The sequence below is a fragment of the Streptomyces rubrogriseus genome (assembly GCF_027947575.1).
Lineage (GTDB): Bacteria > Actinomycetota > Actinomycetes > Streptomycetales > Streptomycetaceae > Streptomyces > Streptomyces rubrogriseus.
The window spans coordinates 4,989,440-5,010,760 of sequence record NZ_CP116256.1; the positions used below are offsets into that span (position 1 = coordinate 4,989,440).

The window sequence follows — 21,321 nt, forward strand, 5'->3', positions numbered from 1 at the left end:
CGCCGGCCCCGGTGGCTACGTACGCGTTCCCGCCGCGTGGCCGGCCCGGCCGCCCTCCCCGAGCGGACCGGTGGGTCCCAGTGCGTCCTCGGCCTCCAGGCGGGGCAGTTCGCGGCGGGACAGCCGTGCCACCACGGGCGGCAGTGACGCGCGCCCCAGCTGCACCAGGCGCAGCCAGCCCGGCACGTACACGGCGCTGCGGCGGCGCTCCAGTGCGCGGACCAGCCGGGCGGCGACGTCGTCCGCCGAAAAGGTGCGGCGGGCCGGAGGCGGCATGTGGGTGCGCAGTTCGCGCAGGACCGGGTGGCGGTCGGCGTCCCGGATCATGTCGGTGTCGATCCAGTTGAGGTAGGCGATGCCCACGGCGACGCCGCGGTGGGCGACCTCGGCGCGCAGCGAGTGGGCGAAGGCCTCCACGCCCGCCTTGGAGGCGCAGTAGGCGCTCATCATGGGCGCAGCACCGAGCGAGGCCAGCGAGGCGATCTGGAGGTGGTAGCCCGCGGTGTCGAGCAGGTCCGGCAGGAAGGCGCGGGCCGTGTGGGCGCTGCCGGTCAGGTTCACGTCGACGACGCGGCGCCACTCGGCGGGGTCCGACGTGGCGAAGGGCCCGCCGTGCGCGACCCCGGCGTTCGCCACCACGACCGACGGCTTGCCCAGGCGCCGGCGCGTCTCACCGGCCGCGTCGGCCAGCGCGGCGGGGTCGGTGACGTCGGCCTCGACGGCGAGCGCCGGGGTCGGCAGCTCCGCCGCGAGGGCGTCCAGCCGGGGCTTCTCGAGACCGAGCAGCGCGATCCGGGCGCCGCGCAGCGCGCAGGCGCGGGCCAGGGCGGCGCCGAGTCCGCGCGCGGCGCCGGTCACCACGACGGTGCGGTTCTGCAGGGGACTGTCTGTCACCGGTCGGCCCTTTCCTCGGGTGCTTGGCGTACGGTCGCGACGGTCAGTGCCGGTCACCCGCCCGGTCCCGCCGGGTCAGGGCCCGCTGGACCCGGGCGAGGCCCGCGAACCGGTGCTGGCGCAGGGCGGCGCGCGCGGCGTTGGCGCCGGGCGCTCCGTGTACGCCGCCCCCGGGGTGGGCGCCCGCGGAGGCGAGGAAGAGACCGGCCACCGGGGTCTCGGGCCGCCCGGTGCCGGGCACGGGCCGGAAGACGAGTTGCTGGTGCATGGCGGTGGTGCCGCCGTTGATGGCGCCGCCCTCCAGGTTGGCGTCCATGGCCTGGAGCGTCGGCGGGGCGAGCACGCGGCGGGCCCGTATCAGGGCCCGGAAGCCGGGCGCGAAGCGTTCCACCTGGCGTTCGACCCGGTCGGCCATCAGTTCCCGCTCCCGGGTGTCCCAGGTGCCGGTGATGCCCTCCTCGCCCGCGTCGGCGCGGATGTCGTGGGGGACGTGGGTGTAGGCCCAGGCGGACTCCGTGCCGCGCGGTGAGCGGGTCGGGTCCGTGGTGGTCATCTGGCCGAACAGCGCGAAGGGACGGTCGGGGACCTGCCGCATGGCGATCTGGGCGGCGAACCGGGTCAGTTCGTCGAGGCCGTCGGACAGGTGCACGGTGCCGGCCCGCGCCGCCGCCTCGCACCGCCAGGGCACGGGCCCGTCCAGCGCCCAGTCCACCTTGAAGGTGGCGAAGTCCCACTGGAAGCGCCGCAGGTCGGTGAGGACCTGGTCCGGCAGGTCCGCGGGGGCGACCAGACCGCCGTAGAGGGCGGGCACGGAGACGTCCGCGAGGACGGCGCGGCCCGCGGTGACCGTCTCCCCGTCGGCGGTGCGCACGCCGACGGCGCGCCGGTCGCGGACCAGGACCCGTTCGACGCGCCGACCGCAGTGCAGCGTGCCGCCCCGGGCGCGCAGCCGGTGGACCAGGGCCTCGGTGAGGGCGCCGGAACCGCCGACCGGTACGGGGAAGCCGTAGGTCTGTCCGAGCATCGACATCAGCCAGCCGAAGCCGCCGCTGCCGGCCGCCTCGGGGGCGAGGTCGGCGTGCAGGGCGTTGCCGGCCAGGAGCAGTCTGCCTCCCTCGCCGCGGAACTCCTCCTCGCCCATGCGGCGCACCGGCAGCACCAGGGTGCGGGCGAGCCTGAGTCCGCCCGCGCCGCGCAGCCGCAGGGCCAGCCGGGCGGTGGCGCGCACCGGCGGGAAGGGGGTGAACAGGGCGTCCAGGATGTCGGCCCGGTAGCGGTCCCACACGGAGTGCAGCCGCTCCCAGGCGGCGCCGTCCCCGAGGGCGAAGGCGTCGAGGGAGGCGGCGGTGGTCGCGACGTCGCGGTCGAGGACGGCGCAGGTCCCGTCGGTCAGGGGGTGGGCCAGTACGTGGGGCGCGTGCGCCCAGCGCAGTCCGTGCTCCTCCAGCCGCAGTCCGCCGAGGACCGGGGAGGCGGCGGCGAGCGGGTAGAAGGAGCTGAACAGGTCGTTGACGAAGCCGGGGGCGACCTCGCCGTCGTGCCGTACCGCGCCGCCCGGCTCGGGCTGCTCCTCCAGGACCGTCACGCTCCAGCCGGCGTCGGCCAGCAGGTTCGCCGCCACCAGCCCGTTGGGCCCGGCCCCGACCACGACGGCGTCAGGCACGGCCGGTCCCCGGCCGGTACGCCACGGACCCCGTCGCCTCCGAGGGGTCGGGACGGCACCGCTCACCGGCCGCGGACTCGCACAGGTTGGCGAGCCTGGCGAGCATGGCCCGGTGCCGCACCTGGATCAGCGCCTCGACGCCGACGTTGTGCAGCAGACCCCCCGGCCCGCGCAGGGGGTGTTCGTCCACGATCACCAGGCACTGCTCGCCCCAGGGGCGCAGCTCGACGGCGATCCGGGCGGTGCCGAGCCTGCCCGCCTTCGCCTCCAGCTCCAGCTCCGAGCCCGGCACGCAGCGTCTGACCACCGACTCGTTGTTGAGCCGCAGCGGCCCGAGCCGCACCTCGTACGCGATCGTGGCGCCGACCTGCGGCCACTGTCCGGCCCCGGGGGTGACCTCGGAGGGTCCCACGACCCACTCCACGTACAGGTCGCCGTCCGCGAGGACGTCCCAGACCGCGTCCGGGGTCGCCTGGATGAGCCTGTGCCGAACCGCCACGCGTACCTCCCACGTCAGTGGCCGCCGTGCGGCCGTCATCGCGAGGACGCAGCACTGAGTGCCCCGTCGGCGCCCGGCCAACCGGAGGGAACGGGTCGACGTGGCGCCGAACCGGCGGCACGGAAAGGCCGTGCATTGGCATGGACCTGATGACAAGGGCTGGCTAAGCTCGAAGCGACCCGATGAGAGCGCTCTCAAACCGCGGTTGTTCCATGCCATCTGTTCCACCCCCACCTTGCTGGAACGACGAAGGGCAACTCCCGTGAGACGCAGCAGACTCAGGCACCTCGGCCTGGCCGGACTCCTCGTACTCGGCAGCCTCACCGCGGTCGGCACCCTGCCGGCCTCGGCGGCCGACGCCCCCACGCACTCCCCCTCCTCCTCCGAGCAGCCGGCCTCCGCCGGTCTGCTGGACGCCATGCAGCGGGACTTCGGCCTCACCCGGGCCGAGGCCGAGGACCGGCTCGCGGCCGAACGCGAGGCCACCGGCATCGAGCCCGCGGCACGCCGGGCGGCCGGAAAGGCCTTCGGCGGCTCGTGGTTCGACGCGGACGCCGGACGGCTGACGGTGGCCGTCACCTCGGACGCGGCACCCTCCACCCTGCGCGCGGTCCGCGCCACCGGCGCGCAGGTCCGCACCGTGGAGCACAGCGCACAGCAGCTCGACGCGGCCAAGGCGCGCGTCGACCGGCTCGACGCACCGGCCGGAGTGAGCAGCTGGCGCGCCGACCGGGCCACCAACAAGGTCGTCGTGGACGTGGTCGCGGCCGAGCGCGCTGACAACGATGTCCAGAGCTTCCTGAAGCAGGCCCGCGCGACCGCGCCGGTCACGGTGCGGACGGTGCCGTCGGCCCCGCAGACCTTCGCGGCGGGCACCGTCGGCGGTGACCCCTACTACACCGGCAACGTCCGCTGCTCCATCGGCTTCTCGGTGCACGGCGGGTTCGTCACCGCCGGGCACTGCGGCCGGGCCGGCGCCGGGGTCAGCGGCTGGGACCGCTCGTACATCGGCACCTTCCAGGGCTCGTCCTTCCCCGACAACGACTACGCGTGGGTCAGCGTGGGCAGCGGCTGGTGGACGGTGCCGGTCGTGCTCGGCTGGGGCACCGTCTCCGACCAGCTCGTGCGCGGCTCGAACGTGGCACCCGTCGGTGCCTCGATCTGCCGCTCCGGGTCGACCACGCACTGGCACTGCGGCACCGTGCTCGCCCACAACGAGACGGTCAACTACAGCGACGGCTCGGTGGTGCACCAGCTGACCAAGACCAGTGTGTGCGCCGAGGGCGGCGACTCCGGCGGCTCCTTCATCAGCGGTGACCAGGCACAGGGCGTCACCTCGGGCGGCTGGGGCAACTGCTCCAGCGGCGGGGAGACCTGGTTCCAGCCGGTCAACGAGATCCTCAACCGCTACGGCCTGACCCTGCACACGGCCTGACCGGACGGCGGCGGGGAGGGACGGGCCGTTGTCCGCGGTCCGTCCTTTCCCTGCCGCCGTTGTCCGTGGTCCGTCCGTCTCCGGGCCGCCGGTGTGTCCGCGGCCCGTCTCTCTCCTGACAGCTGTGTCCGGGGCTCCGCGGGCCCCCACGCGCCGGCGGGCTCAGGCCTCGCCGGGTCCGGTCCCGTGCTCCGGCACCTCCGGGCCCGTCGCCGTGGTCAGCCGACGGTAGGCCGCCCGCGCGTGGACCAGCCGGGCCAGCCGTGCCGACGAGGGCCGCGCCGAGCAGACAGGCCAGCCAGAGCGCGTCCCGCCGGCCGGCCCAGGTGAGCGTGCCGGCCGGCGGTATGGCGAAGCCGTTGAGGGACAGCCAGCACAGCACGGCCGTCCCCGGTGCGGCCGTGAACCGGGCGCAGAGGCCGAGCAGGGCCGCCAGCAGGGAGAGGGCGACCAGGGCGAGTCCCGGACGCCCCGCGCCCACGATGCCGTTGAGCAGCCCGACCAGGAGGAGGGCACCGCCGAACGCACCCGCCCACACCAGGGGAGCCGCGACCGGCCGGGGAACGGGTCTGGCACCGCTGCCCAGGGGCACCCACTCGATCATGCTGACGGCTCCTTCCGGTCCCGGACGCGTCCGACCCCGGCGTCGGACAACGACCCTGTGGGCAGATTGTCCCACCGGGAGCCGGGGCGCCGTGCCGCCCGGAGCGACGACCGGCCATGCCCGCGGGCCTCGACGCGTGACCCTTCGCCTCCCCGGCCAGTGCTCGGCTAGTGCTCGGCCTCCGTGTGCTCCGGGGAGGACGACGACCTGAACGCGGGAGAGGCCTGGGCCGGCACCGGCACCGGGTCCGGCTCGGGGCGGCCGTCGCCTTCCGTCTCCGCGCCGCCGGTCCCGCCACCCGCCGCGGCGACCGGTGTCCTCGTCCCCGGCAGGAGGCCGCCGGCGGCTCGCAGCGCGGCGGCGAGGACGTGGGCGCGTCCCGCGACGATGGGGCCGAGGACGGCGAGGACGAGGACGTATCCGGCGATGAAGGGAGCGAGCCGGGCGTCGAGTCCGGCGCCCGCGGCCATCGCGGCCAGGATCAGCGCGAACTCCCCGCGGGCGACGAGGGTGGTGGCGATCTCCGCGGCCGGTTCGGAACCGTAGTGGTAGACCCGGGCGACGCACAGCCCGGCGACGATGTTCATGACGACGGTCAGGGCCGCCGCCGCGGCCACCGGACCGGCGACGGAGGCGAGGTCGCCGGGGTCGATGGCGAGCCCGAAGGCGAAGAAGAAGATGGCTGCGAAGGCGTCGCGCAGCGGATGCACCAGTTCGCGGATCCGCGGCCCCGAGGGCGTGCCGGCGAGGATCAGACCGACCATGAAGGCGCCGATGGCGTCGGCGACGCCCAGGACTTCGGAGACACCGGCGACGAGCACCGCGGCACCGAGGAAGCTGATGACGAGCAGTTCGTTGTCCCGCGTGTGGATCAGTCGCCCCACCAGCCGGGTGCCGTAGCGGGCCGCGGCCGCCAGTACCAGCAGGAAGCCGAAGGCCTTGCCTGCCTGGAGGGCGGTGTCGGCGACGCCGTGCGCGCCGGAGATCACCGGCTGCAGGGCGGCCAGGTACAGCGCGAGGAAGATGTCCTCGACGACGATGACACCGAGGATCAGGCGGGTCTCCGGGCGGCCGATCCGGCCCAGGTCGATGAGGATCTTGGTGACGATCGCGGACGAGGAGATGCCGAGCACACCCGCCAGCACCAGGGCCTCGCGCACCCCCCACCCGAGGACGAACCCGAAGCCGAGTCCGGCGCCCACGTTCAGGAGCAGGTAGATGCCCCCGGCGGTGAGGAGCCGTTTGCCACCGCTCTTGAGGTCGTCGAGGTGGAACTCCAGCCCGAGGTAGAAGAGGAGCAGCACCAGTCCGAGTGCGGAGAGCATCTCGAAGTCGTGCGCGTCCTCGACCAGGACGAAGCCCGGTGTGTGAGGGCCGAGCAGGATGCCGGCGAGCATGAACAGAGGGATCGTCGGAAGTCCGATCCTCCCGCCGAGGCGGGCGAGGAACGCGGCGGCGACGAAGGCACCGCCCATGGCGAGCAGGGTGTCAGCGTGTCCCACGGGTCACCGCCTTCGACCGCGCGGAGGTTCGGGAGGGCTTCACTTGACGGGGATGGATGCGGGTTCTCCTTCTTCGGGGATGCGTCATCGGACGAGCGGACGGGCGGGCCGACGGACGAGCGGACGGACGGGCGGACGGACGGGCGGGCGGACGGGCGGGCGGGCGGTCCGGCAAGCGGCCGGCCGGGAAGCCGGGCCGACAGCCGAACCGGCAGACGGGCAGACGGGCAGACGGACATACGGGCGGACGGGCAGACGGGCGTACCGACACCGGGGCATGCGGGCGGGCACGCCGCCCGGGGCATCCGCGTCGCGACACCGCCCCCGGCACCCGGGGTGCGCACCGCACACCCGGAACGAACCACGCGGCAACGCCCCTGAACGGGCGGCACCAGCCGCCGGCCCACGCCCTCCCCCGGCACCCGCGAGGACCGCCGGAGCGCGGCGCCGGTCCACGGTCACACGCCGGGCCACCGCGCGGCCATCGGGGACGACACCCAAATGGTCCGGCGGCCGACACCCATCGTGCCCGCCGGGCAGGCCGCTCGGCGGCCCGAGGAGGATGCGCCGCGGCCGACTCGGGGATCCCGGCCGCGGCGCCTCCTGCCGCCCCGGGTGCGGGAGGACGACGCGCGCCGGGGCATGACCGGCGACTTCCCCGGCTCCCCGTGAGGACACTGCACCAACCGAGTGATCGTCAGGAAGCGGCCCCCGCTTCCTGATTCCCGGCCCGGGCCCCCGGAGTCCGGCCTGAGGGACTTCGACGCCGCCCGCTGCGACAGCGGGCCGCTCCGCAACCGGCCCGCGCAGGTCCAGGACCATGACCCCAGCCGACAATCACGCCGACCCGGTACGCCGTCCGCCCCGCCGCGGGATGCGACGGGGCAGACGGCTTGCGGACGGTCCGTCAGCACGGTGTGGTTGCCATCAACTTCTCGAACGAAGCCATGCAGTCCGGGCAGTGACGCGCCCGTTCACCGTCGGATGCCTCTATACGTTCACGGAGCTGCTGTCCGCAGAGTGTGGCCGCGGCCTGTTTGGACAGTACGTGCCACACCAACGCTCCGCCCGCCTTCTCCGGGCCCACGCACATTTCGTACATGATCGGCCTCCCAGCCTGGACGCCGCTGACACTCTCCAGGAGACACCGGTTCGGCCGTGACCAGTAGCGTTCGGGGTCCATTCGGGTGACGGCCACTTCGGCCGCCCGGGGCGGGCGCACACCCGCAGGGCTGCAAACGATCAGCCAACCGGCCCTGTACGGGTGGCCGCGTGACGCGCCGTCCACCGGACCTCTGACGCCTGGTCAGGGCGCGCGCACGCCGGTGACGACGAAGCCGCTGCGGGGGCGGGTGGGGATGCGGCGCAGCGGGATGCGCAGGTCCTGCTCGGGGACCGTGCAGTCCAGGCGCGCCAACCGCACCGCCAGGGACTCCAGCAGGCCGACGGTGACGCGCTCGCCGGGGCAGCGGTGACCGGCCGCGGGGTCGCCGCCGCCCTGCGGGACCAGTTCGTCGGGGGCGGGTGGCCGGTCCAGGAACCGCTCGGGCCGGAAGTCGTACGGGTCGCCCCAGAGTTCCTCGTCGTGGTTCTGCCCGTAGACGTCGAGCAGCAGGATCCCGCCCGCCGGGACGGACTGGCCGTGCCAGGTCAGCTCCGTCACGGTGCGGCCGCCGAGGAACGGGGCGAACGGGTAGAAGCGGCGGACCTCGTGCGCGAAGGCCGTGGCGTACGCGCCGTCCCCGCCGCGCAGCCGCTCGCGGTGGGCCGGCCACCGGTGCAGGGCGTGGGCGGCGAAGGCCACGAACCAGCTCACGGCGACCGTGGGGCGCAGGACGTTCAGCAGTTCCACGGCTGCCGTGCGGGAGTCCAGCAGACCCTCGGCCGGGTCGCGGTGCCGGGCCACCCGCTCCAGCATCGAGTCCGCCGGAGCGGCGAGGGTCCCGGCCCTGACCTCCTCGACCAGGCGGGCCGTCCGGGCCTCCTGCCGGGCGCGGGCGCGACGGGCCCGCAGGTGGCGCGGCCCCGGGGTGGCGAAGCCGTCGACCATCGCGATCAGATCCCGTGCCAGGAGTTCGGCGTCGACGGCCCGGGGCGGGAGTCCTGCCCAGTCGCAGACCCCGCGGGTGAGCACGACGGCCGCCTCGTCGAACAGTACGACGCGTTCGCGCCCGCTCCAGGTGCGCACGGCCTCGTCCCACGCCGCGGTGACGTGGTCGGTGAGGCGGGCCACGCGGTCGGCCTCCAGCAGCGGCAGGAACAGCTCCTTGCGGGCGCGGTGGGCGGCGCCGTCGAGGGTGTGGACCGCGCCCTGTCCGAACAGGGTGTCCAGCACGGGTGCCGGGACGGCGCCGTGGCGGTGGACGTGCGACTCGTCGTAGAAGAAGCGCACGGCTTCCGGTCCCCGTACCGCCAGCGCGGGCCTGCCGAGCAGCCGGGTGCGCAGCACGGAGCCGGTGCTGTCGCGCATGCGGTTCGGCAGCCAGGCGTACCCCTCGACGAGCAGTGCCGGGGTGCGGTCCATCAGCGGGCGGCGGTGAGCGTCCATGGCGGGTGGGTGCCCCGGGGCCGCGGGCGGACACCCGGGCCGCGCTCGCCGCGGGCGCGCTCACGGCCACCGTCCGGCCGCGCCCAGCGGCGGGGACCCGGCGCTGAGCGATGTCCGCATCCGGGCGGCCGAGGTCCGTCTCCGCCGGGAGCGGGGCAGGTGCACAACCTCCGTCCGGGGGCGGCGAGAGGATCGCCGGCGTCCTGGACTGCTGGGGGCGCCTCGTCCTCCTCAGCCGGCCGCGTTGTCGGTGCGCAGCCTCACCTGTTCCTCCAGCCGCCGCAGGCTGCCGTCGAGGGCCTCGGCGACCGTCCGCCGGCCCGGGTCGTGGGTGTCGTCGAAGAACGACAGGTGCACCGTGACCTCGCTGGCCCCGCTGTCGAGCCCGGCGACCTGGAGCCAGCCGGCGTAGCTGCCCTGTTCGCGGGTGCCCCACTCGAGCCGCATCTGCTCGGGCCGGGCACTCAGCAGCGCCGAGGTGTCCTGGTCGGTGCGGTCCTCGTGCACGGTGACGGCGGGCGGTTCCTCCGGCTCCACGTGCAGGTCCCGGGGCAGCCAGGTCCCCAGCTGCCCCACGTTCGCGGCCTGGTCGAAGACCTGCTCGGGCTGGGCGGGCATGGTGCGGGAACGCTCGTACTCGGTCATGCGGCACCACTCCTCGGCGCTCGGGGTCGTACGAGGTGACGCGTGCCCCTTCTGGCGGGACCGAAGCGCCGCACGGTTGGACGGCACGACGGGCGGGGTGGGACGGGCGGTGCCAGACTGCTGGGCATCGTCCCCGCCGCGGCGGGCTCTCGACGAGAGGAGACGAGGTGTCCACGTCGGACCCCGACGACGCGGGGCTGCGGAGCTTCCTCGCCGATCCGGCCCACCTCACCCTGGACCTGCGCACCGCCACCGCCCGGTGCGTCAAGGCGCTGGGACTGCGGCACGCCGTCGTCTACCTCGTCGACCTCCAGCAGCGCCACCTCGTGCCCCAGACGGCCGTGGCCCCGTCGGTCCCGGTCGACGGTTCGCCGGCGGGGTGGGCGTACCGCACCCAGTCGCTGCGGGTGGAGGAGTCCGGAACGGGCGGCGGCATCACCGCCTGGTTCCCGCTGCTGGACGGCGCGGAGCGGCTCGGCGTGCTGGCCCTGTGCGAGACGGCCCTCACCGCCTCCTCGCTGACCCGCGGCCGGGCGCTCGCCTCACTGCTCGCCATGGTGATCACGTCCAAGCGGCTCTACGAGGACTCCTTCGTGCGGCGCACCCGCACCGAGCGCATGGAGCTGCCCGCCGAGATGCTCCGCGCCCTGCTGCCGCCGCGCACCATCGGCAACGGCAACGTCGTGTCGACGGCGGTGCTGGAACCCGCCTACGAGATCGGCGGCGACGCCTTCGACCACGCGCTGACGGAGACCACCCTGCACGTGGCCGTCCTGGACGCGATGGGACACGACCTGGCCTCCGGACTGACCACCACGGTCTCGCTGGCGGCCTGCCGCAACGCCCGGCGCACCGGCGCCGACCTGCCCGAGCTGGTGCGCGGCGTGGACGAGGCGCTGTCCAGCTGGCTCCCGGACAAGTTCTGCACCTCGGTCATCGCGCAGCTCGACCTGGTCACCGGCGTGCTGCGCTGGGCCAACTGCGGTCACCCCGCGCCCATCCTGATCCGCGACCAGCGGCTGATCATCGACGCCATGGAGCGCGACGCCGACCCGCCCATGGGCATGCCGTCACTGCTCAGCCCGCACGCGCGCCGGACGCACGAGATCTCGCTGGAGCCCGGGGACCGGGTGCTGATGTACACCGACGGTGTCGTGGAGGCCCGGACCCGGGAGGCCAAGCTGCTGGGTCTCGAACGCTTCGCGGACTACGTCATCCGGGCCACGGCCGGCGGTGAGCTGGCGCCGGAGTCCTTGCGCCGGCTGATCCACTCGATCCTGGCCATGCAGGAGGGCCGGCTGCGGGACGACGCGACGCTGCTGATGTTCGAGTGGCGGCCGCCGTCGTGACGCGGCACCGGTGTTCGCGTCCGCCTCACACGGTGTGCCCGCGGGCGCGCAGCCAGGCGTGCACGGTGTCCTTGTCCGCCGGGGTGATCCGCACGGGGCCCGCCACGTAGGGGCCCTCGTCCTCGGTGAAGCCGGTGTCCGTGACCCTGGCGGTGACCCAGGTGGCCAGGTCCTGGGCGGACCGGTCGGACAGCGCGTCCCGTTCCCATCCGTCCCGGGCCTCGTCGGCGGCCTCGGGATCGTGCCGTTCGGTCTCGGCCAGCCAGGCCGCCACCAGCCGTTCCACGGTCCGCAGGTCGGCGGAGCCGGTCCGCTGTCGCATCCGCTCGTCGCTCATGCCGGCCGAGTGCCCGCGATCCCCGCGCGCCTCACACCGGCACCTGCCGCGGTGTCGGCGGTACGGCACCGGGTACCCGCCCGGCGAGAAGGGGAGGGCCGGTCCGGTCCGTTCCGCCGACGGCGACAGCCCGGGAAGGGGACAACGATGAGGCAGCCCGCCGACGAGCAGGCAACCGGCCGACGGGCCGGCGTCTCCGAGCTGCGCCCGGCCGACGGGGACCGCGGCCCCGCGCCCCGCCGCGAGGCACCCCACGAGGATCTCCCGCTCGACCGCAACCAGGCGATCCTCCAGGCCGCCAAACAGGTGGGCTCGACCCTGAAGAAGGCGGAGCACCCGTTCGCGCTGGCCGGCAGCGTCGCCGTGTACGCGCACGGCGGCACCCAGAACCTCCAGCACGACGTCGACTTCTGCATCCGTCCCGAGGACGCCGACGCCGTCGCCGCGACGCTGCGGGAGGCGGGGCTGACGGTGTACACGCCGCCCGAGGACTGGCTGCTCAAGGCGGACTGCCTGGGGCAGCAGGTCGACCTGATCTTCGAGCTGGCGCACGAGCCGGTCACGACGGCTCTGCTGGACCGGGCCCGGGATCTGTCGGTCGACTCGGTCCTGATGCCGGTCCTGTCGCCGACCGACCTGCTGCGCGGTCTGCTGGCCGCCTTCTCGGAGCACCACTGCGACTTCGGCGCGGTACTGCCGATCGCCCGCACCCTGCGCGAGAAGATCGACTGGGCGGCACTGCGCCGCGACTGCGGCGACGATCCGATGCCCGCCGCGTTCTTCTTCGTTCTCGAACGGCTGGAGATCATCCCTCCGGCCGGTCCGCCGGCCACCGCCCCGAAGGAGGACCAGCCATGAGCGACCCCGGTGTCCAGAACGTCGAATACCGTGTGGCGCACCTTCAGGACCGGCTCGCCGCGGAGGAACTGGGGGAACTCGGTGTCCGTGCCGAGGTCAGGGCCGGGGCGGTCGCGCTGACCGGGACGGTGCCCTCCGCGCAGTGCCGCGAGACCGTGCTGCGCCTGGCCCGTGAGGAGCTGGCCGGGCTGACCGTGCACGCCGACGTCGTGGTGGCGCAGACCACCCGCCCCGACCACGCGGAGGAGCTGTGACGATCCGGGTCGCCGCCGTCGGGGACATCCACATGGGACCCGACAGCGAAGGGCTGCTGCGGCCGGCCTTCGAAACCCTGCCCGACTGTGCCGACGTGCTGCTGCTGGCCGGGGACCTCACCCGGCACGGCACCCCGCGGGAGGCGCGGGTGGTCGCCCGGGAGGTGCGGGACCTGCCGGTGCCGGTGGTGGCGGTCCTCGGCAACCACGACCACCACGACGAACGGCCGGAGGAGGTCACCGCGATCCTCCGGGACGCCGGGGTGACCGTGCTGGAGGGCGAGGCGACGGTCGTGGAGTGCGCCGGGGGCCGACTGGGGATCGCCGGGACCAAGGGCTTCGGCGGCGGGTTCGTGGGGCGCAGCGCCGGTGAGTTCGGTGAGCCGGTGATGAAGGAGTTCGTGCGGACCACCCGCCGTTCGGCGGACAGCCTGCACGCCGCGCTGAAGCAACTGGACGAGGAGGACTGCGCGGCGCGGGTGGCGCTGACGCACTTCTCCCCCGTCGCGGACACGCTCGCCGGGGAGCCGCCGGAGATCCATCCGTTCCTCGGCAGCTACCTCCTGGCGGAGGCGATCGACACGGCCGGCGCCGACCTGGCCGTCCACGGCCACGCCCACCTGGGCACGGAGCACGGGATGACGGCGGGCGGAGTCCGGGTGCGCAACGTGGCGCAGCCGGTCATCCAACGGGCCTTCAACGTCTACCGGCTGGACGGGGACTGACCGCCCGCCCGTCCGGCCGTCAGGTCCGTCCCGTGTCCCGCGCGCTCTCCGTCTCCCGCGTGTGCTGCGTGTTCTCCGTGTCCCGCGTCGTGCGTCCCAGGCAGGTGACGTCCGCGGGGTCGAGACCGGACGCCGCGACCTCGTGGAAGCCCAGGCGGTCGTAGAAGGCCCTGGCCGGGGTGTTGGCCGTCGCCATGACCAGGTGGACGGCGGGGACGCCGCGTTCGCGCAGGGCCCGCCACAACGTCCGCATCAGGGTCCGGCCGTGGCCCCGCCCCTGCCAGTCGGGCAGCAGGTCGATGTGCAGATGGGCGGGGTAGGCCGCCAGTTCCGGGACGACCATGCGCTCCGGGTCGTGCAGCAGTCCGGCCATGACCTCGTCCGGGGTCCGGGTGCCGGGCGGCCCCTGCGGGGCCGGGAACCGGTCGGCGACCCTCGGCAGCCACTTCGTCCGGAACTCGGCGGCGAAGCGCGCGGTGTCCGCGGTGCCGAGAATGTACCCGACCGCGCGGCCCCGCCCGTCGTCCAGCACGAAGGCCAGACCGGGGTCCAGGTGGACGTAGGGCGCGGCGAAGATGGCCGGCAGGACGGCGGGGTCCGCGTACACGGGCCGGCTGTCCCGGCCGTTGTGCGCGGTCCGGATGCAGATGTCGTCGAGGGCCGGGGCGTCGGCGGGGCGGTAGGGGCGTACCGAGGCAGTCGCTGTCACCTCGGCATCCTGCCCGCTTGGGAGCGCTCCCACAAGTGGCTCGCTTCGATCGGTGGCGCCCGGGTACCCGGCGGCCGGCAGTGCGACGTACGTGGGCGGGAGGCCGGCGATGGAGGATGCGACGGACCGGATCGCGCGGCCGTGGGGCACACGGGTGCCCTACGGGCGGCACGAGACCTGGCCGGCCCGGGTGGACACGTTCCTCGCCGAAGGGGTGGAGCCCGGGGCGGTGCGGCGGTGGGTGCAGTCCGCGTCGATCCTGCACTCGGACGGCGACGCCATGGACATCGCGGTGGCCGACGGCCGCATGGTGGGCGTACGGGGCCGGGACGTGGACCGGGTCAACCGGGGGCGGCTCGGCCCGAAGGACCTGTTCGGCTGGCAGGCCAACGCCTCCCGTGACCGGCTGACCCGGCCGCTGGTGCGGCGGGACGGGCAGCTGGTGGAGACGGACTGGGACACCGCGATGGACCTGGTGGCCGCCCGCTCGCGCGAACTGCTGGACTCGCGCGGGCCGGGCTCGATCGGGTTCTACACGAGCGGTCAGCTGTTCCTGGAGGAGTACTACACCCTCGCGGTCCTGGCCCGGGCCGGCATCGGCACCAACCACCTCGACGGCAACACCCGGCTGTGCACGGCCACGGCCGCGGAGGCGTTGAAGGAGACCTTCGGCTGCGACGGGCAGCCCGGCAGTTACGACGACTTCGACCACGCCGACGTGGTCGCGCTGTTCGGCCACAACATCGCCGAGACCCAGCCCGTGCAGTGGATGCGGCTCCTCGACCGCCTGGAGGGCGCGGACCCGCCGCGGCTGCTGTGCGTGGACCCGCGCCCCACCCGCGTCGCCGAACACGCCGCCGTACACCTCGCGCCTCGCAGCGGCACCAACGTCGCCCTGCTCAACGCGCTGCTGCACGAGACGATCCGGCACGAGCGGATCGACCGGGACTTCATCGACGCGCACACCGTCGGCTTCGAGGAACTGGCCGCCCGGGTCGCCGACTGCACGCCCAAGTGGGCGGCGGAGATCTGCGACGTGCCCGCCGCCCGGATCGAGGAGGCGGCCGAACTCGTCGGCACCGCCGAAGCGTTGGTCTCCACGGTCCTCCAGGGTGTCTACCAGTCCCACCAGGCGACCGCCGCCGCCGTCCAGGTCAACAACCTGCACCTGATCCGCGGGATGCTGGGCCGGCCCGGTGCCGGGCTCCTCCAGATGAACGGCCAGCCCACCGCCCAGAACACCCGCGAGTGCGGGGCCAACGGCGACCTGCCGGGCTTCCGCAACTGGCAGAACGACGCCCACGTGGCCGACCTGGCCCGGGTGTGGAACGTCGAGCCGGAGACCGTCCCGCACTTCGCGCCGCCGACCCACGCGATGCAGATCTTCCGGTACGCCGAGCAGGGCTCGCTGCGGATGCTGTGGATCAGCGGAACCAACCCCGCCGTCTCGATGCCCGAACTGCCGCGCATACGCTCGATCCTGTCGCAGGAGCGGCTGTTCACGGTCGTACAGGACCTCTACCTGACGGAGACGGCGCGGCTGGCCGACGTGGTGCTGCCCGCCGCGACCTGGGGCGAGAAGACCGGCGCGCTCACCAACGCGGACCGCACGGTGCACCTGTCCTGCAAGGCGGTGGAGCCGCCCGGTGAGGCCAGGCCCGACCTGGACATCTTCCTGGACTACGCACGGCGCATGGACTTCCGGGACAAGGACGGCGGGCCGCTGATCACCTGGGACGACCCGGAGTCGGCGTTCGAGGCGTGGAAGCGGTGCAGCGCGGGCCGACCCTGCGACTACACGGGCCTGTCCTACGCCAGGCTGCGCGACACCAGCGGCACCCAGTGGCCCTGCGACGACCGCGCGCCCGAGGGGACGGCTCGGCTCTACACGGACGGCATCAGCTGGGCCCACCCCGACATGTGCGAGAGCTACGGCAAGGACCTGGAGACCGGGGCCTCGCAGGAGGTCGTGGAGTACCGCTCCCTCAACCCCGACGGCAGGGCGATGCTCAAGGCCGCCGCCTATCTGCCGCCGCACGAGGAGCCGGACGAGGAGTACCCGTTCCAGCTGACGACGGGGCGGACGCTCTACCACTTCCACACCCGGACGAAGACGGGGCGCGCGCCCCAGCTCAACGACGCGGCCCCCGACGTGTGGGTGGAGGTCTCCGCCGGGGACGCGGAGCGGCTCGGCCTCGGCGAGGGCGACCTGGTCGAGGTCACCAGCAGGCGCGGCTCCCTGCGCGGGCGGCTGCGGGTGACCGGCATCCGGACAGGGCTGCTGTTCGTGCCGTTCCACTACGGCTACTGGGACACCGCGGGCGGGTCGGGGCCGGGCCCGGACACCCCCGGGCGGGCCGCGAACGAGACCACGGTCACCGACTGGGACCCGGCTTCCAAGCAGCCGCTGTTCAAGACGGCCTCGGCCGCGCTCACCCTCGTGGAGCGCGGGGGCGGACGGCCCTCCCCGGCGCCGACCACCACCGCGTCCGCACCGGTCGCCGCCGGTGCAGCCCCGCCCACCTCGGGCGGTCCGGCGGCGCGCACGACGGAGCAGGAGCCCACCGAGTTCCCACACGGCCACGAGGAAGGCGCCCGGTGAACGGCATCGACCTGACCCTGCGCACGCTGCACCGCGGCGAACGCCATCTGGCGCACGACCTGGTGACCGTCGCCGAGCGGCACCGCACCGAGCACGAGGTCCACCATGTCGCCACCGACCTCGCCCGCTGGTCCCGCGAGCACATGCGGCAGCTCGCCGAGACCGCCGCGGAGCGCGGCGTGAAGCTGGGCGAGCCGCCGGACCACTCCACGGACGGCGTCTTCGCGACCCTGCGCGAGAAGGCGTCCGAGGCGGTCGTGCACCGGCCGGAGCCGGGCCTGCTCCTCCTGCGCGACCTGCGCGAGCTGCATGTCCGCGCGGCGGAGAACTCGCTGCACTGGGAGATGCTGTCCCAGGCCGCCCAGGCGTCCAGGGACAGCGCACTGCTGACGCTCGCCTCCTCCTGCCACCCGCAGACACTGCGCCAGATGCGCTGGACCAACACCATGATCAAAAACCTGGCGCCGCAGGTCCTCACCAGCCTCTGAGCTGCGTCCCGCCCGCCCGCTGCGGTGCCCGACACCGCCGGTGCGCCACCGGACGCCGAATGGCGGCGGCGGGCCGTGGCACCTGATGATCCCAGTGGGGCACCAACCCCTGGTGTCCCCGTCGGTACCCCCTCCGAGAGAGCGAGACAGCGTCATGAGTCTTCTGCGTCTGGCCGGCCGGCCGATGCTCGCCTCGATGTTCGTCGCGGGCGGCCTGCAGTCGCTGCGCAGGCCCCAGGACGTGGCACCGGCGGCCGAGCCGGTCGTGCGGCCGGTGGCCGACCGCGTACCGGTGCTGCCCGACAGCACCGAGCAACTCGTACGGCTCAACGGCGCCGTGCACGTGGTGGGCGGAATCATGCTCGGCATCGGCCGCTGTCCGCGGCTCGCGGCGCTGGCCCTCGCCGTGACGCTGGTCCCCACCACGCTGGCGGCGCACCGGTACTGGGAGGCGGAGGACCCGTCCGACCGCGCCCAGCAGCGTGTCCACTTCCTCAAGAACCTGTCCATGATGGGCGGGCTGCTGATCGCGGCCGACGACACGGGCAGCGCCCCCTCGCTGCTGTGGCGCGGCCGGCACGCCGCCCATGACCTCCGGCACGACGCCCACCTGGTGCACCGCTCGGTCCGGGCCGCGGCCGGCCCCGCGGCACGGGCGGGCGGTGTCCGGGCCAGGCTCGGGGCCTGACCGGGCGTTAACCCGCCTCCTGCGGGGGGACCCGGGGCCCGTGGCGGTGAGTCCCGCAACCGCCACGACCCTCTTGGAGGTGGACATGGGACACGGAGGAAACGTCATCGACGAGCTGACGACCGATCACCGTGAGGTCGAGGAGCTCTTCGGCAGGATCGAGGCGCTGCCGCCCGGTCACAAGGACCGCAAGCTGTACGCCGATCAGGCCACGATCGAGCTGGTCCGGCACTCGGTGGCGGAGGAGGCGTATCTGTACCCGGCCGTCCGGGAGCACGTGCCGGGCGGCGGTGCTCTCGCGGACAAGGAGCTCGAGGACCACGCCGGGGCCGAGCAGATCATGAAGGACCTGGAGGGCTGCGCGGCGGACGACGCCGAGTTCGACCGGTTGATCGGCAAGCTGATGAGCGAGATCCGTGAGCACGTCGCCGACGAGGAGGGCAACCTGTTCCCGAGGCTGCGCGAGGCCTGCCCCGCGGACGCCCTGGACGAGTTGGGCGAGAAGGTCCGTCGGGCGAAGAAGACGGCGCCGACCCGGCCGCACCCGTCGACCCCGGACAAGCCGCCGATGAACAAGCTCCTCGCCCCCGGCGCGGGCATGGTCGACCGCGTGCGGGACGCGCTGTCGGGGCGGGGCAGGTCCGACTGACTGAGCGGCCACCGCCGGTTCATGTGCGAAGGGTCCCGCCGCGGCGACGGGACCCTTCGCACGTATGCCGGAGGCGACGGGACCCTTCGCACCTATGCCGGACGGGGCCCTCGCACGTGCCGGGTGACGGCAGGCTCACCCCTACGCCCACCACTCCCCCATCCGTTCCTCCGTCGGCTCCCGGGTCGCCGTCGGTACCGGGTCGGGCCGGTCGCGGAAGGCGGCGACGGTGCGCTCCAGGCCGTCCTGCCAGGTCACGCTCGGCAGCCAGCCGAAGATCTCGCGGGCGAAGCCGGTGACCGGCCGGGGCCGCGGGCGCTCGTCCCCGGCGTCCTCGACGAAGGCCAGCGGGGAGCGGGAGCCGGTCAGCTCGATCACCAGGCGGGCGATCTCCGCGGCGGTGGGCTCCTCGTCGCCGCCGATGTCCACGGGCCGCACCGACCGTCCGGCCGCGACCAGGAGTACGCCGTCGACCATGTCGTCGACGTAGCACAGGGGGTGCGTCCCGCTGCCGTTCCCGGGGACGGTGACCGGCCGGCCGGTCAGGGCCGCTTCGATCAGCGCGGCCGGTGTGCCCGCGCCGTCCGCCCGCATGCCGGGTCCGTAGCCGTCGAACAGCCGGACGATCCCGGCGTTCGAACCGTGGGCGCCCGCGTGTGCGGCGACCAGGGCCTCGGCGAACCGGACGGCCTCGGCGCAGGCACGGTGCGGGCCGACCGGGTCGGCGTCGTCCGCGGCGTCGCCGCGGGCGTCGGGTCCGCCCGGGGGCGAGGAGGCGAGGAGGAACCGGGCGCCGTCCCGGCCGGCCACGGACAGCGCGGTGCGGGTGCCCAGGCTGCCCGCGTCGAGGGCTTCGACGGGCCGGTCCGGCCGGGCGGCCGGGGACGCGGGGCCCGCCAGGTGCAGGACCAGGTCGTAGGGGCCGGTGAGCGCGTCCGCGCAGCCGGGTGCGGAGATGTCCCGCTCCAGGAAGCGGAAGCCGGGGCGGCCCGCCAGGTGGGCCACCTTCTCGGCCCGCCCCGTGGAGAGGTTGTCCAGGCAGTCGACCTCGGCCCCCGCGTCCAGCAGCCGGGTGCACAGGTGCGAGCCGAGGAATCCGGCGCCGCCGGTCACCAGGACGCGGTCCCAGGGCGTGCGGGGCTCCCCCCGTGGGCTGAACGCCGCCATCGGCATCATGAGGACGACCTTTCTCCCTCGGAGCGCTGAACAGCGTGCGCCGAGTGCCCCGCCGGGGCGCTCACATGCTCCGGCGCCCGCCACGGGACGACGGTCCGTGACCGCGGTCACGGACCGCGGGTGGTGCGCCGCCCGCCGCGGACCGCTGTGATCAAGCACACTCTTCGGCTCAAATGCGGCAGCGGCGGCGGCGGTTGGCCCGTCCGGGCCGTGGGCGGGGGCGCGGACCGACGACGACTCGCCGGTCCCTTCTGCCACGATGGTCGGCGCCGTGTCCGGATCGGTGGAACAGCCGCGCAGCGCAGCCGGCCTACTCGTTCCCGTCCGCTTCCCCTACGGGTCCCGCGACCCGCCTTCGAGTGGCGCACTGTGTCTTCTTCCCCCGTCTCCGCCCCGCCGTCCCCTGTCGCCCCGCCGTCCGAGCCGTCCCGGTCGCCGTGGCGGTCCCTGAGACACCGCAGCATGCGCTGGTGGTCGGTCGCGAACTTCGTCTCGAACGCCGGTACGTGGATGCAGCTCACCGTGCAGAACCTGCTGGTCCTGCAGATCACCGGCTCCGCCGCGGCGACCGGTCTGTCGATGTCGGTCCAGGCTGCGCCCGCCCTGCTGATCAGTGTGTTCGGCGGCGCGGCCGTCGACCGCTGGCCGCGCAAACTGACCGCCGCGGTCAGCCAGGCACTGCTCGGAGCCGTCGCGTTCGTGACCGCGCTCATGGTGGCGCTCGACCGGCTCGACATGGCCTCCCTGATGGTGCTGGCCGCCGTCACCGGCGTCATCGCCACGGTCGACGGCCCGGCGTGCTCCCTGCTGGGCAACGACCTCGTCCCGCGCGAGGACGTGCCCTCCGCGATCGGGGTGGGCGCCCTGGTGCACCAGGCGGGCCGGCTCACGGGGGCCGCGCTCGCCGGTGTGACGGTCGGCTTCCTCGGCACGGCCGCCGCGTACGCCGCCAACGGCCTGTCGTTCCTGTTCGTGGCCTCGGTCATCCCCTTCCTGCGCCCGGCCCGGGGTGCGGTCAGGCATGCTGCGGCGGAGGAGGAACGCGGCACGAAGGACACCATGAGCGTGCGCGAGGGGCTGGCCTTCTTCGCGCGCCGCCCCCGGCTGCTGGCGCTGGCCGGTGTCACCGGGGTCAGCGCGGTCTTCGGGCGCAACTACCAGTTGACCCTGGCCGTGCTGGTCACCGGGCCGCTGGCGGGCGGCGCCGGGTCCTTCGGCACCGTGTCCACGGTGCTGGCGGTCGGCGGCATCGTCGGCGCCGTCCTGGGTGCCCGGCTGCGCCGCCCCTCGGTACGGGTGGTGGGCGCGCTGGCCGCGGCGGGTGGGCTGTTGCAGGTGGTGGCGGGGCTGTCGCCGTCGCTGGCCGTCCTGCTGGTGATGGTGCTGCCCATGGCCGTCGTGGAGTCCGTCTCCGACACCGCCGGTACGGCGGTGCTCCAGACCGACCCGCCCGCACACCTGCGGGGCCGGGTGCTGGGGGTGTGGGGCAGCATCGGCACGGTGTGGGGCCTGGGCGGGCCGCCCGCGCTGGGCCTCCTGATGGAGCTGGCCGGTGCCCGCGGCGCCCTGATCGCCGGTGGGTTGGTCATCGCCGGCACGATCGGCGCGGGCCACCTCCTGCGCGAACGCCGGGCGGCGGTGCCCAGGGTGTCCCCGGTGGCGAACCTGGAGACGGCTGCCTGAGGACCCGCCCGGC

At 74.4% G+C, this 21,321-nt stretch carries 19 protein-coding genes and 1 pseudogene; 10 read left to right on the forward strand and 10 right to left on the reverse strand.

All coding sequences use genetic code 11. The features are described from left to right. Positions 1-15: 15 nt before the first annotated feature. The 3 genes from Sru02f_RS22865 to Sru02f_RS22875 are packed head-to-tail and all read right to left on the reverse strand — an operon-like array spanning position 16 to position 3,056. Entirely contained in the window at positions 16-894 is an 879-nt protein-coding gene (locus Sru02f_RS22865; protein WP_109032160.1) for an SDR family oxidoreductase, read from the reverse strand. A 43-nt stretch (positions 895-937) separates the two neighbouring features. After that, positions 938-2,557 carry a phytoene desaturase family protein gene (locus tag Sru02f_RS22870; protein ID WP_109032159.1) on the reverse strand — a complete coding sequence of 540 codons (1,620 nt, stop codon included), beginning with the start codon at positions 2,555-2,557 and terminating at the stop codon, positions 938-940. Then, positions 2,550-3,056 (reverse strand): SRPBCC family protein, encoded by a 507-nt coding sequence (locus Sru02f_RS22875; protein WP_109032158.1) that lies wholly within the window; start codon positions 3,054-3,056, stop codon positions 2,550-2,552. The genes Sru02f_RS22870 and Sru02f_RS22875 overlap by 8 nt, the downstream gene beginning before the upstream one ends. Before the next feature lie 262 nt (positions 3,057-3,318). Between Sru02f_RS22875 and Sru02f_RS22880 the strand changes: the two genes are divergently transcribed. Then, positions 3,319-4,491, forward strand: coding sequence for a S1 family peptidase (locus Sru02f_RS22880; protein WP_109032157.1), 1,173 nt, complete (start codon positions 3,319-3,321; stop codon positions 4,489-4,491). Between the two features lie 162 nt (positions 4,492-4,653). Here the strand turns inward: Sru02f_RS22880 and Sru02f_RS22885 are convergent. From Sru02f_RS22885 to Sru02f_RS22900, 4 genes and pseudogenes are all read right to left on the reverse strand, one after another. After that, a pseudogene (locus tag Sru02f_RS22885) lies at positions 4,654-5,095 on the reverse strand (hypothetical protein). A 167-nt stretch (positions 5,096-5,262) separates the two neighbouring features. After that, positions 5,263-6,597, reverse strand: coding sequence for a cation:proton antiporter (locus Sru02f_RS22890; protein ID WP_109032156.1), 1,335 nt, complete (start codon positions 6,595-6,597; stop codon positions 5,263-5,265). A gap of 1,306 nt (positions 6,598-7,903) precedes the next feature. Further along, complete coding sequence (locus Sru02f_RS22895; protein WP_109032154.1) at positions 7,904-9,145, reverse strand: cytochrome P450; 1,242 nt, start codon at positions 9,143-9,145, stop codon at positions 7,904-7,906. Between the two features lie 231 nt (positions 9,146-9,376). Further along, the gene (locus Sru02f_RS22900) at positions 9,377-9,790 is read right to left on the reverse strand and encodes an SRPBCC family protein (RefSeq protein ID WP_109032153.1); all 414 of its coding nucleotides are present in this window, start codon (positions 9,788-9,790) and stop codon (positions 9,377-9,379) included. A gap of 35 nt (positions 9,791-9,825) precedes the next feature. Between Sru02f_RS22900 and Sru02f_RS22905 the strand changes: the two genes are divergently transcribed. Beyond that, positions 9,826-11,139 carry a PP2C family protein-serine/threonine phosphatase gene (locus Sru02f_RS22905; RefSeq protein WP_109032152.1) on the forward strand — a complete coding sequence of 438 codons (1,314 nt, stop codon included), beginning with the start codon at positions 9,826-9,828 and terminating at the stop codon, positions 11,137-11,139. Between the two features lie 25 nt (positions 11,140-11,164). Here Sru02f_RS22905 and Sru02f_RS22910 read toward each other — a convergent pair whose 3' ends face one another. Beyond that, entirely contained in the window at positions 11,165-11,476 is a 312-nt protein-coding gene (locus Sru02f_RS22910; protein ID WP_109032151.1) for a hypothetical protein, read from the reverse strand. Between the two features lie 147 nt (positions 11,477-11,623). Between Sru02f_RS22910 and Sru02f_RS22915 the strand changes: the two genes are divergently transcribed. From Sru02f_RS22915 to Sru02f_RS22925, 3 genes are read left to right on the forward strand one after another with little or no spacing between them, the layout of a single operon-like run. After that, positions 11,624-12,334 carry a nucleotidyltransferase family protein gene (locus tag Sru02f_RS22915; protein ID WP_109032150.1) on the forward strand — a complete coding sequence of 237 codons (711 nt, stop codon included), beginning with the start codon at positions 11,624-11,626 and terminating at the stop codon, positions 12,332-12,334. Then, positions 12,331-12,588 carry a BON domain-containing protein gene (locus tag Sru02f_RS22920; RefSeq protein WP_109032149.1) on the forward strand — a complete coding sequence of 86 codons (258 nt, stop codon included), beginning with the start codon at positions 12,331-12,333 and terminating at the stop codon, positions 12,586-12,588. The genes Sru02f_RS22915 and Sru02f_RS22920 overlap by 4 nt, the downstream gene beginning before the upstream one ends. After that, complete coding sequence (locus Sru02f_RS22925) at positions 12,585-13,313, forward strand: metallophosphoesterase family protein (protein WP_109032148.1); 729 nt, start codon at positions 12,585-12,587, stop codon at positions 13,311-13,313. The genes Sru02f_RS22920 and Sru02f_RS22925 overlap by 4 nt, the downstream gene beginning before the upstream one ends. A gap of 19 nt (positions 13,314-13,332) precedes the next feature. Here Sru02f_RS22925 and Sru02f_RS22930 read toward each other — a convergent pair whose 3' ends face one another. Beyond that, positions 13,333-14,022, reverse strand: coding sequence for a GNAT family N-acetyltransferase (locus Sru02f_RS22930; RefSeq protein ID WP_164279029.1), 690 nt, complete (start codon positions 14,020-14,022; stop codon positions 13,333-13,335). 109 nt (positions 14,023-14,131) lie between these two features. Here Sru02f_RS22930 and Sru02f_RS22935 point away from each other — a divergent pair, with 109 nt between their 5' ends. The 4 genes from Sru02f_RS22935 to Sru02f_RS22950 all read left to right on the forward strand — a co-directional run bounded on the left by Sru02f_RS22935 (position 14,132) and on the right by Sru02f_RS22950 (position 18,449). Continuing rightward, positions 14,132-16,624, forward strand: a complete 2,493-nt coding sequence (locus tag Sru02f_RS22935; protein ID WP_109032146.1) for a nitrate reductase — start codon at positions 14,132-14,134, stop codon at positions 16,622-16,624. Beyond that, positions 16,621-17,112 (forward strand): hypothetical protein, encoded by a 492-nt coding sequence (locus Sru02f_RS22940; protein WP_109032145.1) that lies wholly within the window; start codon positions 16,621-16,623, stop codon positions 17,110-17,112. Before Sru02f_RS22935 ends, Sru02f_RS22940 begins: the two co-directional genes overlap by 4 nt. 154 nt (positions 17,113-17,266) lie before the next feature. Further along, complete coding sequence (locus Sru02f_RS22945; protein ID WP_109032144.1) at positions 17,267-17,800, forward strand: DoxX family protein; 534 nt, start codon at positions 17,267-17,269, stop codon at positions 17,798-17,800. Between the two features lie 85 nt (positions 17,801-17,885). After that, positions 17,886-18,449 carry a hemerythrin domain-containing protein gene (locus Sru02f_RS22950; protein ID WP_109032143.1) on the forward strand — a complete coding sequence of 188 codons (564 nt, stop codon included), beginning with the start codon at positions 17,886-17,888 and terminating at the stop codon, positions 18,447-18,449. Between the two features lie 141 nt (positions 18,450-18,590). On the opposite strand, the gene Sru02f_RS22955 is transcribed toward Sru02f_RS22950, so the two are convergent. Then, entirely contained in the window at positions 18,591-19,625 is a 1,035-nt protein-coding gene (locus Sru02f_RS22955; protein ID WP_109032142.1) for an NAD-dependent epimerase/dehydratase family protein, read from the reverse strand. 462 nt (positions 19,626-20,087) lie between these two features. On the opposite strand from Sru02f_RS22955, the gene Sru02f_RS22960 reads away from it, so the two are divergent. Beyond that, positions 20,088-21,308, forward strand: coding sequence for an MFS transporter (locus Sru02f_RS22960; protein ID WP_203697612.1), 1,221 nt, complete (start codon positions 20,088-20,090; stop codon positions 21,306-21,308). The last annotated feature ends 13 nt before the right edge of the window (positions 21,309-21,321 follow it).

Excerpts from the sequence above, each read along its gene's own strand:
- Sru02f_RS22945 (WP_109032144.1), top strand. The coding sequence starts at position 17,267 with ATGAGTCTTCTGCGTCTGGCCGGCCGGCCGATGCTCGCCTCGATGTTC.
- Sru02f_RS22920 (WP_109032149.1), top strand. The coding sequence starts at position 12,331 with ATGAGCGACCCCGGTGTCCAGAACGTCGAATACCGTGTGGCGCACCTT.
- Sru02f_RS22915 (WP_109032150.1), top strand. The coding sequence starts at position 11,624 with ATGAGGCAGCCCGCCGACGAGCAGGCAACCGGCCGACGGGCCGGCGTC.
- Sru02f_RS22935 (WP_109032146.1), top strand. The coding sequence starts at position 14,132 with ATGGAGGATGCGACGGACCGGATCGCGCGGCCGTGGGGCACACGGGTG.
- Sru02f_RS22955 (WP_109032142.1), bottom strand. The coding sequence starts at position 19,625 with ATGATGCCGATGGCGGCGTTCAGCCCACGGGGGGAGCCCCGCACGCCC.
- Sru02f_RS22910 (WP_109032151.1), bottom strand. The coding sequence starts at position 11,476 with ATGAGCGACGAGCGGATGCGACAGCGGACCGGCTCCGCCGACCTGCGG.
- Sru02f_RS22950 (WP_109032143.1), top strand. The coding sequence starts at position 17,886 with ATGGGACACGGAGGAAACGTCATCGACGAGCTGACGACCGATCACCGT.
- Sru02f_RS22900 (WP_109032153.1), bottom strand. The coding sequence starts at position 9,790 with ATGACCGAGTACGAGCGTTCCCGCACCATGCCCGCCCAGCCCGAGCAG.
- Sru02f_RS22960 (WP_203697612.1), top strand. The coding sequence starts at position 20,088 with ATGCGCTGGTGGTCGGTCGCGAACTTCGTCTCGAACGCCGGTACGTGG.
- Sru02f_RS22895 (WP_109032154.1), bottom strand. The coding sequence starts at position 9,145 with ATGGACGCTCACCGCCGCCCGCTGATGGACCGCACCCCGGCACTGCTC.